Source organism: Ralstonia sp. 110700041-2, assembly GCF_056280165.1.
The window spans coordinates 31,647-46,163 of record NZ_JBSFAI010000021.1 but is presented as its reverse complement, the minus strand read 5'-3'; the positions used below and the strand labels follow the sequence as shown (position 1 = coordinate 46,163).

The following is a 14,517-nucleotide window of genomic DNA, read 5'->3' as shown; positions in this document are numbered from 1 at the left end:
GGCCGGTCGTTTCGTGCTTCGGCTTTGGTTTCCGAAGCCTGATGTCGCTTTAGACCGTCGCAGGAGTCTGTGCGCCGTAATGCGTCCGCACGTACTCGTCGACGATCGCCTGGAATTCTTCTGTGATGCGCTCGCCGCGCAGTGTTTTCACCTTCACGCCGTCAACGAAAACCGGCGCCGCCGGCGACTCGCCCGTGCCTGGCAGCGAAATGCCGATATTGGCGTGCTTGCTCTCTCCGGGGCCGTTGACGATGCAGCCCATCACGGCCACATTCATCTCTTCGACGCCGGGGTACTGCTCCTTCCACACCGGCATCTGCTCGCGCAAATACGACTGGATGCGCGCCGCCAGTTCCTGGAACACCGTGCTGGTCGTGCGCCCGCAACCCGGGCACGCGATCACCATGGGCGTGAAATTGCGCAGGCCCATGGTCTGCAGAATCTCTTGCGCGACGATGACTTCCTTCTCGCGCGGCGCACCCGGTTCCGGCGTGAGCGAAATGCGGATCGTGTCGCCGATGCCTTCCTGCAGCAGCACCGACAACGCCGCCGTGGAAGCGACGATACCCTTGCTCCCCATGCCGGCCTCGGTCAGGCCCAGGTGCAGCGCGTAATGGCAGCGACGCGCCAACTCGCGGTACACAGCAATCAGATCCTGCACCGCCGACACCTTGCACGACAGGATGATCTGGCTGCCTGGCAAGCCCAGTTCTTCAGCCTTTTGCGCGGACTGGATCGCGGAGGTGATCAGCGCCTCGACCATCACGGCGCGGGCATCCCAGGGGGTTGCACGTTGCGCGTTCTCGTCCATGATGCGCGCAAGCAGATCCTGATCGAGGCTGCCCCAGTTCACGCCGATACGCACCGGCTTGTCATAGCGGCAAGCAATCTCGATCATCTGCGCGAACTGCGTGTCGCGCTTGGCACCCTGCCCGACGTTGCCGGGGTTGATCCGGTACTTGGATAGCGCCTGCGCGCACTCCGGATAGTCCTGCAGCAGCTTGTGGCCGTTGTAGTGGAAATCGCCGACAAGCGGCACATCCACACCCATGCGGTCGAGCTGCTCGCGGATGGCAGGCACCGCGGCCGCGGCGGCCGGGGTATCCACTGTGATGCGCACCAACTCAGAGCCGGCACGCGCCAGCTCCTTTACCTGGATTGCGGTACCGATGGCGTCCGAAGTGTCGGTATTCGTCATCGATTGCACGCAGACCGGCGCGTCGCCACCGACGTGCACGACACGATCACCCCAGCGGATTTGCGCGGCGCGCGAGTTCCGGCGCGGCAGCGGGCCCACCAAGGCTGGAGCGCAATCGAGAGGCGTGGAGATTTCCATGATCAGACAGGGCGCGCTGCCTACAGGCACCGCGCCAATTACAAAACGGTTCAGGGCAACGTGGCCCGTGCCACGCGATTGCGGGCGTACTTCTGCAGATCGACGGTCGCGCCACCCACGGCCAGCGATTCAACGGCTCCTGCATTGCCGAAGACGACCTTGAACGGCGGCGTGCCGGTCAGATCACGCGCGTCGCCTTCCTTGGAAATGCCACTGGCGAGCGTCTTGCCGGTCTTGTCCTTGATCTCGTACCAAGACGAACCGGAGAAGCGCACCGAGACCGAACCGCCGCCCGATTCAGCCGGCTTGGCAGCTTCTGTCGGCAGAGCAGCGACCGGAGCCTCGACGTTGATGACAGCCGGCTTGCCACCCGCAGCCGCTACGGCGGGCGCCGGAACGGCACCGTTGTCCGAACGCGGCAGCGTAGGCGGCGGCGCCAATGGCGCAGTCACCACACCCGATGCTGGAGCGGCCGGTGTAACAGGCGTCAGCGGTGTCGGCATCGAAGCGGCCGGCGTTTCGGACGGAGCCTGCTCAGTTGCTGGAGCCACTTGCGCGGGCGCGGTTTGCTCCGCAGCCGGCGTTTCCTTCGCGGTGGATTCGGTATTTTGCGTGGCTGCCGTTTGCGTGGCGAACCATTGCTTCAGACGGTCCATACCGGCCAGCGCACCGGCCGCCACAATCACCGCAACCAGCGCACCAATCAGCCAGCGGCCATTGCCGCCGCGACGCTTGGCGAAACTCGGCTTGTCGGAAAACGATTCACCCAGCCCGCCCTCGGGACGCAAGCCGATGTTGGTGACCGGCGCACGCGCGTTCAAACGCGCAAGCTGGTCATCGACATCGACCTGCAGGGCGCGCGCATAGGCGCGCATGAGGCCCTTGGTAAACGTCATGTCAGGCAACGCACTGACATCCGCCGATTCCACCGCCAACAACTTGCCCGGGGCCACTTTCAGGCGCGTGGCCAGATCGTCGACAGTCAGCCGTTGACGCTCACGGCCGGCACGCAGACGTTCGGCAATCTCGCGCAGCGCATCGTCGCGCTCCGGCGAAGGGGCGGCAGGCGGATTCGAGACAGGCGCCGCGCCATGAGAAAAATCGGCAGCGCTTGCCACCTCGCGGTCAGTCATCCCAGGCTCCTCGTTCGAATGCCGCCTCTTCGGGCGCATTGGGGAAGCGGCGCTGCAATTGCGCGCTCCATGCGTTCTGCTGCGAAGTGTCGCCGAGGCGGCGCGCGATGCGAGCGCCCAGCCACAGGCTTTCTGCCGTCGGATTGCCGCGGCCATTCACACGCTCGATAAACGGCATGGCACGCGAATATTCGCGGCGTTTGTAGTACAGCTGCGCCAATGTCAGGTTGGTCAGCGAATTGTTTGCATCGATGTAGGTAGCGCGCGTCAAGCTCTTCTCGGCGCCATCCAGATCGCCCTGACGCATCTGGCAAACGCCCAGGTTCGTCCACGGTTTGGCGGGGCTGCCGGCGGCCGGCGCCTCGATGGCTTGGCGCAGCATCGCCATGCCTTGATCTGGCTTGCCGCCTTGCGAGCACAGGAACCAGCCGTAGTTGTTCAGCAGGTCACCGTCTCGTGGTGTCGCGGCCAGAGCGCTGCGGAAACTCTCGTCAGCCTGTTCGCGTTGACCAAGGTTCATGTAAGCCAGCGCGCGGATGTGATACGCATTCGGCACGTTCGAGTCGATCGCGATGGCGTTCTTGATTTCCTCAAGCGCTGTCGCATTCTGGCCGGCTTCCAGGTACTGCGTCGCGAGTTGTAATCGGATCGCGGCCCGGCGACCGGCGTCGGCCTTTTGATCGGGTACTGTTGTAACTTCTCGTGTCTGTGTCTGGACCGGCGGCGACAACGCGCACCCGGCGGCTGCCAGCGTGAAGACCAGACTGACAGCAGTCGACCAACGCTTCATGCGGTACCCATGCGGTGAGTTGAGTCGGCCCCGACCACGGGGATCTCGACGATCTTGCCGAACTTGCCGCGCTCGGCCAAGCGCGTGCGGTCCTTGACCTCGCCAGCGAGCTGGCCGCAGGCCGCATCGATGTCGTCGCCCCGCGTCTTGCGGATGGTGGTGACGATGCCGGCATCCAGCAGCACTTGCGAGAAGCGGCGGATCTGCTCATTGTTCGAGCGCTTCAAGCCCGATTCCGGGAACGGGTTGAATGGGATCAGGTTGAACTTGCACGGCACGTCGGCCACGACGCGCAGCAGTTCACGGGCATGCTCGACGGTGTCGTTGACGCCGTCGAGCATGCAGTATTCAAAGGTGATGAAATCACGCGGGGCAAACTCGAGATAGCGGCGGCAGGCAGCCATCAGTTCGGCCAGCGGGTACTTCTTGTTGAGCGGCACGAGCACGTCGCGCAGCGCATCGTTGGACGCATGCAGCGACACAGCAAGCGCCACCGGCACATCCCGCGCAAGGCGGTCCATCATCGGAACCACGCCGGACGTGGATACCGTTACGCGCCGGCGCGAAAGGCCATACGCGTTGTCGTCAAGCATCAGGGCCAGAGCCGGCACCACAGCGTCGTAGTTCAGCAGCGGCTCACCCATGCCCATCATCACCACGTTGGTGATAACGCGGTCGTCCTTGGGGCCACGGCCAAGCTGCTTACGCATGGCGAATTCGGCCATCCAGAGCTGGCCGATGATCTCGCCAGTGCTGAGATTGCGCGAGAAACCTTGCTTGCCGGTCGAACAGAACCGGCAGTTGACGGCACACCCCGCCTGAGACGACACACATAGAGTGCCGCGCGTCTCTTCGGGGATGTAGACCGTCTCGACGGCATTGCCCTGCCCAACGTCGACCAGCCACTTGCGTGTGCCGTCCGACGAAAGGTGATCGGAAATGACCGCCGGCGCCTGGATGTTGGCGCGGGTCGCGAGCTTTTCGCGCAGCGACTTGGCGAGATCCGTCATCTCGCCAAACTCGGACGCACCCGACTGGTGAATCCAGCGCTGCAATTGCTTGGCGCGGAACGACTTCTCACCCAGGCTCTCGCAGTACGCGAGAAGACCCTGTGCGTCGAAATCGAGGAGATTCACCACATCGCTCATGACTTGCAACCCGAAACCACCAATCCCAGTCTAGTGTTGACGCTTAGCGGCTGTAAATGTTCAGGCCCGGGAAGAAGAAGGCGACTTCCACGGCAGCCGTTTCAGCAGCATCCGAACCGTGCACGGCGTTGGCGTCGATGCTGTCAGCGAAGTCGGCGCGAATCGTGCCCTTCTCAGCCTTCTTCGGGTCGGTAGCACCCATCAGGTCACGGTTCTTGGCGATTGCGTTTTCGCCTTCCAGAGCCTGCACCATCACCGGGCCAGAGATCATGAAGTCCACCAGATCCTTGAAGAACGGGCGCTCCTTGTGCACGGCGTAGAACTGCTCGGCTTCTGCGCGCGACAGGTGGATCATCTTGGCTGCGACGATCTTCAGGCCGGCTCCTTCGAAGCGGGCGTAGATCTGGCCGATGACATTCTTGGCCACGGCATCCGGTTTGATAATCGACAAAGTGCGTTCGAGCGCCATCAAAAACTCCAAAAAATGAAGGTGTTACGTGAAAGATAAACGTTAGATTCTAACACGGGAGGGAACCGGATGGATGTCAAGCGGTGCAACCGGATGCCGCGTACGCCGGCCGCATCAGGAGACGATATCGTCACGTTTCACTACAGGGCTCGTCGGCCCGACGAACACGCCTTAGCATCCCCTTATCGAGAGCACAAAAAATCACCCGTCAAGGGCATTTTCCGGCGCGATCGCCCACCAGTAGTCGGAACCGCGTGGCATGCTGACTCTCCAAGTAGGGACGGTGTGGCTTGCAAAAGCCCGGTTCGGATGCCACATTCGCTGTATCGTCGTATTGTCTGCAATGTCATTCACCCAAGGAGTTCGCATGGACAACCAACTCAACACGTACGGTTTTGGCGCTTCCGGCACCGCCGGCGCGTTGGCCGTCCGCAACCGCGTGCTGCGCAATACCTATTGGCTGCTCGCGCTTTCCATGATCCCCACCATCCTCGGTGCGTGGATTGGTGTCGCCACCGGATTCAACCTGATGGGGCGTAACCCGCTGATGGGTTTCGTCATCTTCATGGCAGTGGCCTTTGGCTTCTTCTACGCCATTGAGCGCTTCAAGAACAGCAGCCTGGGCGTGGCACTGCTGCTCGGCTTCACGTTCTTCATGGGGTTGATGCTGTCGCGGCTGATCGGCATGATTCTGGGCTTCTCGAACGGTGCGTCGCTCATCATGACGGCGTTCGGCGGCACGGCGATCATCTTTGGTGTGATGGCGACGGTAGCCACGGTCAGCAAGCGCGATTTCTCGGGCCTGGGTAAATGGCTGTTCATGGGCGTGCTGGTGCTGATCGTTGGCTCGGTGGCCAATATCTGGCTGCAATTGCCGGCGATGATGCTGACGATTTCGGTGCTGGCCATCGCGATCTTCTCCGCCTACATCCTGTTCGACGTGCAGCGCATCGTGAACGGCGGCGAGACCAACTACGTAACCGCCACCCTGGCGATCTACCTGGACGTCTACAATATCTTCACGAACCTGCTGGCGATCCTGGGGATCTTCGGCGGCAATCGTAACTAAGCACGCACAGCACGCTGGCAACAGCGCAGCGAAAAAAACCGGCGCCTGGTGCGCCGGTTTTTCTTTGTCCGTGAGACGCGGAATCGCTCAGATCAGTCGCGCTCGAACACCGCCATCGACTCAACATGCGACGTGTGCGGGAACATGTTCACCACGCCCGCACCCGCCAGTCGGTAGCCTGCCTCGTGCACCAGCAAGCCTGCGTCGCGCGCCAGCGTCGCCGGATTGCACGACACATAGATGATGCGCTTCGGCAGCAAATCGGCCGCATCACCGCCGCTCTGCGACAGCTCGGCCAGCGCCTTGGACACGGCCAGCGCCCCTTCGCGGGGCGGATCGATCAGCCAACGATCAAACTTGCCCAGCGCGGCAACGTCATCAGCCGACACCTCAAACAGATTGCGGCAAGCGAATGAGGTCTTCGTGTGCAGGCCATTGTGCTGGGCGTTGGCAAGCGCACGTGTCGTCAGCGCCTCACTGCCTTCGATGCCCATAACCTCGCGGGCACGTGTGGCCATCGGCAGCGTGAAATTGCCGATACCGCAGAACAGGTCGAGCAGCCGATCGCCCGGCTGCGCGTCGAGCAGTTTCAGCGCGCGCGACATCAGCACCCGGTTGATCTGGTGATTGACCTGCGTGAAATCCGTCGGCTTGAACGGCATGGTGATGCCGAACTCGGGCAACGTGTACGTCAGCGTGCGATCGAGCGGATAGAACGGATAGACCGTATCCGGGCCCTTCGGCTGCAGCCAGAACTGGATGTTGTGATGATCGGCGAAAGCACGCAGCTCCGCCTCATCCTCAGCGGTAATCGGCTCTAGGTTGCGCAACACCAGCGCGGTTACATCCTGGCCGACCGCCAGTTCGATCTGCGGCATACGTTGTACGATCGACAGGCGGCCCACCAATTCGCGCAACGGAACCAGCAGCGCGGACACGTGCGGCGGCAACACCTCGCACGACGTCATGTCCGCCACATAGCTGCTCTTGCGCTCGTGAAAACCCACCAGTACGCCGCCTTTGGCCGCAACATGGCGCACGGTCAGACGGGCGCGATAGCGATAGCCCCAATCCGGGCCAGCAATGGGGCGGAATACTACGTCGGGACGCAGCTTGGCCAGATGCCAGAGGTCGTCTTCCAGCACGCGCTGCTTGATCGCAACCTGTGCGCGCGAATCCAGATGCTGCATCGAGCAGCCACCGCACACTCCAAAGAACTTGCACTGCGGCGTCACGCGTGAAGCAGACTGGCGCAGAATGTTGACGACACCCGCCTGCTCGTACGACGGCTTTACGCGGTGACTGCGGTACATGACCCGCTCCCCCGGCAACGCGCCTTCCACGAACACAACCTTCCCCGGCGTGCCGTCCTCGTTGGTCAAACGGCCGATGCCGCGCGCTTCGCCATCCAGCGAGACGATGTCGAGCGGGCCCGCCACGGGCATTTCGGGCTTGCGGCGACCACGAGGCTTGGCCGGCGGCGTGTCCGGCGCGACCGTTACTGGAGCAGAAGAGGAAGGCGTGACGTTGGGTGCAGCTTGAGACACGAGCGAGCCTGGGCAAAATGAGGACAAGGGCGGCATTGTAAGATACCGGAGGACCAGCATGGGCACCGTCATCCTGACGTGGAATATCCAGTGGGGCCGTGGCGCCGACGGGCACGTCAGCCTCGCGCGCCAACTCAAGCAAGGGCGGGAGATGGCCGAATTCGACGTGTTGTGCCTGCAGGAAGTCACCTCCGGCTTCAGTGATCTGCCGGGGCAACCAGGCGCGGACCAATGGAGCGAGCTCGCCGAGGCGCTTGGCAGCGAGTACACCGTCATCGGCGGCTTCGCGCTGGAGCGCCACAACGGCGCGCATGTGCAGCGCTTCGGCAACGCCATTGCCACCCGCCTGCCCGTGCATTACATCCAGCGCCATGCATTGCCCTGTCCGCCGGATGCCACACCGTGCATGCCGCGAATGGCCATTGAGGCGGTGGTGCAGGCGCCGTTTGGTGTCTTGCGCATCGTCACCACCCATCTGGAGTACTACTCGGAGCTGCAACGTGTGGCGCAAATCGATGCGCTGCGAGCCATCCACACGGAAGGTTGCGCGCGTGCGAATCAACCAGCCACGCTTGGCGCAGAACCCGAAGCGGGCCCTTTCCGGCCGCTCGCGCAGACCAAGGCAACCATCATCTGCGGTGATTTCAACTGCAAAGCGGATTCCATGCCCAAGCGCTTGGCCACCGCGCCATTCGCTCGCGAACCCGCTTTGCATGATGCGTGGGAGATTGCGCACGGCGCAACGCCGCAGCCGCCGACCTTCGGTGTCTACGACCGCGCTGACTGGACTGAACCAGCCTACGCGTGCGATTTCATGCTGATTAGCGAGCCACTGAAACCGCGTGTGCTGCGCCTGGAAATCAACAGCGCTACACAGGCATCGGATCATCAACCGATGCTGCTGGCGCTGCGGAACGACTGAAAAAGGGGAACGAAAGAGGGACAGCGGCGCCTTACAGCACCGCGTCTTTGCGTACGCCCTGAGAGGCGAAATGACGCTTTAGCTTGACCAGCGCCTCCTGCTGGATCTGCCGCACGCGTTCGCGCGTCAAACCCATCTCGGCGGCCAGTTCTTCCAGCGTTGCAGGCTCGATGTAGTTGAGGCCAAAGCGGCGCTCGACCACATAGCGATGCTTGTCGGACAAGCGTGCGAGCCACGACTTCATCAACTGCGACAGCTCGCGATGGGCCACTTCCTGATCCGGCGATGCGCCATGCTCGTCCGATAGGAAGTCGAGCAGGCTCGTGCCCGGATCAAGATCAAACGGCGTATCCAGCGAAGTCGTGTGCTCGTTGAGCGAGAGCACGTCCTGCACTTCTTCCGTGGTCTTGCCAAGCAGGTGGGCGATGTCTTCAAGGCTCGCGTCTCGGCCATCCACGCCGCTCTTTTCCAGATGGCGCTTAGCGCGCAGCACCTGATTGAGCTCGCGAATCACATGCACCGGCAAACGGACGGTGCGCGCCTGATTCATGATCGCGCGCTCGATGCTTTGGCGGATCCACCACGTTGCATACGTCGAGAAGCGGAACCCGCGTTCCGGATCGAACTTTTCGATCGCGTGCATCAGACCCAGGTTGCCCTCCTCGATCAGATCGAGCAGCGGCACACCGCGGTTCAGATAACCTTTGGCGATACTCACGACCAGGCGGAGGTTGCGCTCGATCATGACCTGACGCGCGGCAAATTCGCCCGCCTTGGCCAGCGTCGAGAAATGCAGCTCTTCCGCTGGCGTCAGGAGCGGCTTGATGCTGATGCGATTGAGATAGTGCTGAACAGTGTCGGCGGCCAGCTCGGCCTGCAGCACCTTGCGGAAATCTTCCTCGGGTGCAGCCTCCTCGGCCTCTTCGCCCTCCTCCTCTTCTTCGTCCGACTCGTCAGCACTGTCGGACGTGTCGTTCAGATCGGCGGAATCGGCAACAGGGAGGTCGTCGACAAGCGCATCGACGACTTCGATCTCTTCAGCAGGAGGCTGCGCCGCACCGCGCGCACGCCGCCCAGCGCGCCCGTTTGGGGTGCGCTGGCCCTCTACAGCAGCGTCGATGTTGTCATCGGCTGGGGTGACGGGCGTGGCGGCTTTCTGGCGCGGCATGCATTCCTCTATTGAGGCGGCAAGTAGCGCATCGGATCGACCGGCTTACCGTTGCGGCGCACTTCAAAATGAAGCTTCACGCGATCCGCATCGGTACTGCCCATTTCGGCGATCTTCTGCCCTTTCTTGACCGTGGATTGCTCGGTGACCAGAACCTTGTCGTTGTTGCCGTAGGCGGTCAGGAACGTGTCGTTGTGTTTGATGATGACAAGATTCCCGTACCCACGCAAGGGTCCAACGTGGATCACTTTTCCGTCGTCAGCAGCAACCACCGCGTCGCCACGTTTGCCGCCAATGTCGATGCCCTTGTTGCTCTTGTCATCGAAACGGTTGATGAGTGAGCCGCGTGCCGGCCAGCCCAGCGAGATTGCACTGTCGCTTGCCCCGGCAGGAGCGCTGGACGACGCAGTGGGCGGCGGCGTGACCGCGATGGAATCGACTGGCTGCGTAGTTGTATTGGTCGGGCGAACCGGCGTAACGACGGCCCCAGTGCTGCTGACATCCGCGTTCGGCGGTACAACGCGCAACAACTGATCGACTTCGATCTGGTTCGGGTTGGCGATATTGTTCCAGGCTACCAGGTCTCGCGGCGCCTGGCCGTTACGCAATGCGATGCTGTACAAGGTATCGCCACGCTTGACACGATAGTAGCCGGGGGGCGGCGGCTCTTGCGACACGGTGCCAGCGTTGCCTGCACGCGAGGTGCGGTCGAGAACAGGGGCCTGGTTGCCGGAGGATGCGCAAGCCGCCAGTAGTGCGGCCGACACCATCGCCACGGCGAGCCGGCCTGCGCGTGCGGGGCTTGGACGGTTCATGGAGCTCCGGGAAATGAACATGCTAAACAGTTCCTGATTTTAACGGGACAAAGAAAACGCCTTCAAGCGCGGTACTGTGAAACTCGAAGCGGCTGCGACGCTCAATGAGAACGAGCTGCTGCGCCGGACCGCTGTTGCGGTCGGTGGCAACGGGGGCGATCAGCCGGCCGCCGACGGTCAGCTGGTCGAGCAACGCCTGCGGCACCTCCAGCCCCGCCGCCGCCAGGATGATGGCGTCGAACGGCGCGGCCTTCGGCAGCCCCAGCATGCCGTCGCCATAGTGCAGACGGATGTTTGGCACGCGGAGTGGCCGCAAGTTCGCTTTGGCTTTTTCGTGCAGCGGGCGAACGCGCTCGATGGAGTACACCTCGTCGGCGAGTTGCGCCAGAACGGCTGCCTGGTAGCCGCAGCCGGTGCCAATTTCCAGCACACGTGCCAGCGGCATGCCGGTGCGGCCCGACCGTCCACTCAACAACAACTCGATCATCCGTCCGACCACTGACGGCTTCGAGATCGTTTGCTGATGGCCGATCGGTAATGCGGAATCCTCATACGCCTGCGACGCCAGGCCGGCATCGACGAACAGATGGCGTGGCACAGTGCCGATTGCTGCCAGCACGCGCTTGTCACTCACGCCACCTGCTTGCACCCGGCCAACCAATGCCTGACGCGCGCGGTCCGACGCCATGCCGCCCGCCGCCGCATGCGCTGCCGCCGTGCGTGCCTGCACGGCGCTCGCAGCGACGGCGCCGACCGCAGCGTCGACCCCCGCCACGCGTTGCGGCGCAGGTGCGGGGGCGGATGCGGGTGACGCGCGTTCGACGGATGCCGCACGCACCGGCGTGGGACGTGACACCGCGCTCACCCCAGACGAGATACGCGTCTCACGCTGGCGCTCCACGGGCTTACGCTCGACCACCGCGTCGAGCGTCAACGGGAAGCGCCGATCGCGCGGGCGTTCAGACATGAGCCACCGTGGCGATCATGGCGTCTGCCAGCGGCGCACGGTGCGCAGTTGGGCCGTATCGGTCAGATCGAGCTGCAGCGGTGTCAGCGAGACGAGGCCGTGCGCAACGGCGTGGAAATCGGTGCCCTCGCTGGCGTCTTTCGCATCGCCGGCGGCACCGACCCAGAAGATCGGCTCGCCGCGTGGATTGGCCTGGCGGATCACCGGCTGCGACTGATGCCGCTTGCCCAGACGCGTCGCACGCCAACCTGCCAGCTCGGCGTACGGCAGATTCGGGATGTTGACGTTCAGCAGGACCGGCCCGTCCAGCGGATCGGACAGATAGCGCTCGACCACCTCGCGGGCGACGCGCTCGGCAGCGTCAAGGTGCGCCCAGCCCTTGTCGGCCTGCGAAAACGCAATCGACGGAATACCGAACAGGTAACCTTCGATGGCGGCGGCGACCGTGCCGGAATACAGCACGTCTTCACCCATGTTCTGGCCCTGGTTGATACCGGAGACGACAAGATCGGGTTTCTCTTCGATCATGCCGGTGAGCGCGATGTGCACGCAATCGGTCGGCGTGCCGTTGACGAAGCGAAAACCCTTCTGGGCACCGTCGGTCGCTTCAAACACCGAAAGCGGACGCTGCAGCGTGAGCGAGTTCGACGCGCCGCTGTGGTTCTGTTCTGGTGCGACCACCGTCACGCGGCCGAGGGGGCTCAGCGCGCGATGCAGCGCTGCAAGCCCGGGGGCGAGGTATCCGTCGTCGTTGGCAATGAGAATATGCATGGCGCGGATTGTAACCGAGCAACGTTCGCGAATCGTGCTTGGGCACACGTTCTACACGCTTACAAAATACGCATCGACAGGCTGGACGCTTCATCGCAGCCGGTCAAATCGAACGATCGTGCTTTTATTCGGTTACACTGCCAGACGAGATCGCGTGCAATGCATGCGAGATGGCGAACAATCCAACGCAAGACTGTTGAGGAGACACATGATGAAAGCCGTCGTCTGCAAGACCTGGGGCCCGCCCGAGTCGCTGGTGATCGAAACGCTGCCGGACCTCTCGCCGGGTGCTGGCGAAGTCGTGATCGACGTGAAGGCTGCGGGGGTGAATTTTCCTGACGTGCTGATCATCCAGAATAAGTACCAGTTCAAGCCGGAGCTGCCGTTTACCCCCGGCTCGGAAGTCGCGGGCGTGGTCAATGCAGTAGGCGAAGGCGTGTCGCACCTCGAGGCCGGCGACCACGTGATCGCCTTTCTTGGCCAGGGCGCGTTTGCTTCACAGGTGAAGGCATCGGCCAAGGTGGTGATGCCGATGCCGCCGGGCATGGCGTTCGACACCGCTGCGGCATTCACGCTCACGTATGGTACGTCGCACCACGCGGTGGTCGATCGCGGGCAACTGAAGGCTGGTGAGACGATGCTGGTGCTGGGCGCTGCGGGCGGCGTCGGGCTGGCGGCCATCGAGATCGGCAAGGCGATCGGCGCACGCGTGATCGCCGCAGCATCGAGCGACGAGAAGCTGGCGGTCTGCAAGGACCACGGCGCTGATGCGCTCATCAACTATTCGACCGAAGACCTGCGCGAGTGCATCAAGGAATTGACCGACGGCAAGGGCCCGGACGTGATCTATGACCCGGTCGGCGGCATCTATGCGGAACCGGCGTTCCGTTCAATTGCCTGGCGTGGCCGCTACCTCGTTGTCGGATTTGCCAATGGCGAGATCCCCAAGATGCCGCTGAACCTGGCACTGCTGAAAGGCGCATCGCTGGTTGGGGTGTTCTGGGGCGAATTCGCTCGCCGCGAGCCGAAGGCGAATCTGGCGAACATGATGCAGATGCTCGGCTGGATGCAGGAAGGCAAGATCCGCCCGCATATCTCGGCGCGCTATCCGCTGGAGCAGACGACACAAGCGCTGCTGGACATGGCCGCACGCAAGGTGACGGGCAAGGTGGTGATCCAGCCTTAAAGACTTAGGCGCCAGACAAAAAAAGCCGCGCAGGCGATCAACCTGCGCGGCTTTTTCTTTGGTGCAGCGACTTATCAGGCCGCCTCCTCCAGCGTCGGATAGTCGGTGTAGCCCTTTTCCTGGCCGCCGTAGAACGTTTCGCGATCCGGCTTGTTGAGCGATGCGCCGGCACGGAAGCGCGCCACCAGGTCTGGGTTGGCGATGAACGGGCGTCCGAACGCCACGGCATCGGCCAGACCGGAGGCAATCATTTGCTCGCCCTCTTCCGCCGTGTATTGGCCGCACACGATGAGCGTGCCCTTGAAGGCGTCGCGCAGTTGACGACGGAAATCGTTGGTCAACTCGGGACCGCCGGCCCAATCCGGCTCGGCGATGTGCAGGTAGGCGATGCCACGCTTGGTCAGCTCGCGGGCGAGGTACAACGCGCTTTCTTCGGCTTGTGCGTCGGCAATGTCATGCGCGACGAAGTGCGGCGACAGGCGAATGCCGACGCGATCTGCACCAATCTCGTCGATGGCAGTGTCAACGACTTCGAGAATCAGTCGGGCGCGGTTCTCCAGAGAGCCGCCGTACTGGTCGGTGCGCTGGTTGCTGTTGGTCGACAGGAATTGGTGCAGCAGATAACCGTTGGCGGCGTGGATTTCAACGAAATCGAAACCGGCGCGGCGCGCGCGCAGCACGGCCTGGCGGTATTGCGCGATCACACCGGGGATTTCTTCCGTGGCCAGGGCACGTGGCTCGCTGGTCGGCACATTGGCGGGCGTGCCGTCGGGCTGCACGACAAAGCTCTGCGCGCCCTTGGCGACGATGGCTGACGGCGCGACGGGAGCCTGACCGTTTTCCTGCAGCAGCGTGTTGGAGATGCGGCCCACGTGCCAAAGCTGTTGCGAGATGCGGCCACCCTTGGCGTGCACAGCATCCACCACGGTCTTCCAGCCGGCTTCCTGTGCATCGGTGTACATGCCCGGCGTCCAGGCGTAGCCCTGGCCCTGGCGGGAAATTTGCGTGGCTTCCGTGACAATCAAACCAGCGGTTGCGCGCTGCGCGTAATAGGTCACGTTCAATTCGGTCGGCACATCACCCGGCTGGCCGGCGCGCGAGCGCGTAAGCGGCGCCATGACGACACGATTCGCGAGGGTCGTACGGCCGGTCTGAACCGGGGACAGCAGTTGTTGAGTCATATCAGCTCCTGGAAG

At 63.0% G+C, this 14,517-nt stretch carries 14 protein-coding genes; 3 read left to right on the top strand and 11 right to left on the bottom strand.

The features are described from left to right. Window positions 1-49 precede the first annotated feature (49 nt). Genes ispG through ndk form a run of 5 tightly spaced genes read right to left on the bottom strand, consistent with a single transcriptional unit; the run spans window position 50 to window position 4,876 of the window. Window positions 50-1,336, bottom strand: a complete 1,287-nt coding sequence (gene ispG / locus ACUXH0_RS24940) for a flavodoxin-dependent (E)-4-hydroxy-3-methylbut-2-enyl-diphosphate synthase (protein WP_004626306.1) — start codon at window positions 1,334-1,336, stop codon at window positions 50-52. 50 nt (window positions 1,337-1,386) lie between these two features. Further along, window positions 1,387-2,469 (bottom strand): RodZ domain-containing protein, encoded by a 1,083-nt coding sequence (locus ACUXH0_RS24935; RefSeq protein ID WP_004626304.1) that lies wholly within the window; start codon window positions 2,467-2,469, stop codon window positions 1,387-1,389. Then, the gene (gene pilW, locus ACUXH0_RS24930; protein WP_012435318.1) at window positions 2,462-3,259 is read right to left on the bottom strand and encodes a type IV pilus biogenesis/stability protein PilW; all 798 of its coding nucleotides are present in this window, start codon (window positions 3,257-3,259) and stop codon (window positions 2,462-2,464) included. Before pilW ends, ACUXH0_RS24935 begins: the two co-directional genes overlap by 8 nt. Beyond that, window positions 3,256-4,407: a dual-specificity RNA methyltransferase RlmN gene (rlmN, locus tag ACUXH0_RS24925; RefSeq protein ID WP_012435317.1), complete on the bottom strand. Its 1,152-nt coding sequence runs from the start codon at window positions 4,405-4,407 to the stop codon at window positions 3,256-3,258. The genes pilW and rlmN overlap by 4 nt, the downstream gene beginning before the upstream one ends. A 43-nt stretch (window positions 4,408-4,450) precedes the next feature. Further along, window positions 4,451-4,876, bottom strand: a complete 426-nt coding sequence (ndk, locus tag ACUXH0_RS24920) for a nucleoside-diphosphate kinase (RefSeq protein ID WP_004626298.1) — start codon at window positions 4,874-4,876, stop codon at window positions 4,451-4,453. 367 nt (window positions 4,877-5,243) lie between these two features. Between ndk and ACUXH0_RS24915 the strand changes: the two genes are divergently transcribed. Further along, window positions 5,244-5,945 (top strand): Bax inhibitor-1/YccA family protein, encoded by a 702-nt coding sequence (locus tag ACUXH0_RS24915; RefSeq protein ID WP_004626295.1) that lies wholly within the window; start codon window positions 5,244-5,246, stop codon window positions 5,943-5,945. Between the two features lie 92 nt (window positions 5,946-6,037). Here ACUXH0_RS24915 and rlmD read toward each other — a convergent pair whose 3' ends face one another. Beyond that, on the bottom strand, window positions 6,038-7,390 hold the full coding sequence (rlmD, locus tag ACUXH0_RS24910) for a 23S rRNA (uracil(1939)-C(5))-methyltransferase RlmD (protein WP_012435316.1): 1,353 nt from the start codon (window positions 7,388-7,390) through the stop codon (window positions 6,038-6,040). A 160-nt stretch (window positions 7,391-7,550) separates the two neighbouring features. Between rlmD and ACUXH0_RS24905 the strand changes: the two genes are divergently transcribed. Then, a complete protein-coding gene (locus tag ACUXH0_RS24905; RefSeq protein WP_004626291.1) occupies window positions 7,551-8,414 on the top strand; it encodes an endonuclease/exonuclease/phosphatase family protein in 864 nt (287 codons plus the stop codon). A 31-nt stretch (window positions 8,415-8,445) separates the two neighbouring features. On the opposite strand, the gene rpoS is transcribed toward ACUXH0_RS24905, so the two are convergent. The 4 genes from rpoS to surE are packed head-to-tail and all read right to left on the bottom strand — an operon-like array spanning window position 8,446 to window position 12,135. Further along, the gene (rpoS, locus tag ACUXH0_RS24900; protein WP_012435315.1) at window positions 8,446-9,582 is read right to left on the bottom strand and encodes an RNA polymerase sigma factor RpoS; all 1,137 of its coding nucleotides are present in this window, start codon (window positions 9,580-9,582) and stop codon (window positions 8,446-8,448) included. 8 nt (window positions 9,583-9,590) lie between these two features. Next, window positions 9,591-10,418, bottom strand: a complete 828-nt coding sequence (locus ACUXH0_RS24895; protein ID WP_012435314.1) for a peptidoglycan DD-metalloendopeptidase family protein — start codon at window positions 10,416-10,418, stop codon at window positions 9,591-9,593. Between the two features lies 1 nt (window position 10,419). Next, on the bottom strand, window positions 10,420-11,364 hold the full coding sequence (locus ACUXH0_RS24890) for a protein-L-isoaspartate(D-aspartate) O-methyltransferase (RefSeq protein WP_012435313.1): 945 nt from the start codon (window positions 11,362-11,364) through the stop codon (window positions 10,420-10,422). 15 nt (window positions 11,365-11,379) lie between these two features. Further along, entirely contained in the window at window positions 11,380-12,135 is a 756-nt protein-coding gene (surE, locus tag ACUXH0_RS24885) for a 5'/3'-nucleotidase SurE (protein ID WP_182594810.1), read from the bottom strand. 211 nt (window positions 12,136-12,346) lie between these two features. Between surE and ACUXH0_RS24880 the strand changes: the two genes are divergently transcribed. After that, window positions 12,347-13,321, top strand: coding sequence for an NADPH:quinone oxidoreductase family protein (locus ACUXH0_RS24880; protein WP_182594815.1), 975 nt, complete (start codon window positions 12,347-12,349; stop codon window positions 13,319-13,321). 74 nt (window positions 13,322-13,395) lie between these two features. Here ACUXH0_RS24880 and ACUXH0_RS24875 read toward each other — a convergent pair whose 3' ends face one another. Further along, window positions 13,396-14,502 carry an alkene reductase gene (locus ACUXH0_RS24875; RefSeq protein ID WP_004626279.1) on the bottom strand — a complete coding sequence of 369 codons (1,107 nt, stop codon included), beginning with the start codon at window positions 14,500-14,502 and terminating at the stop codon, window positions 13,396-13,398. Between the last annotated feature and the right edge of the window lie 15 nt (window positions 14,503-14,517).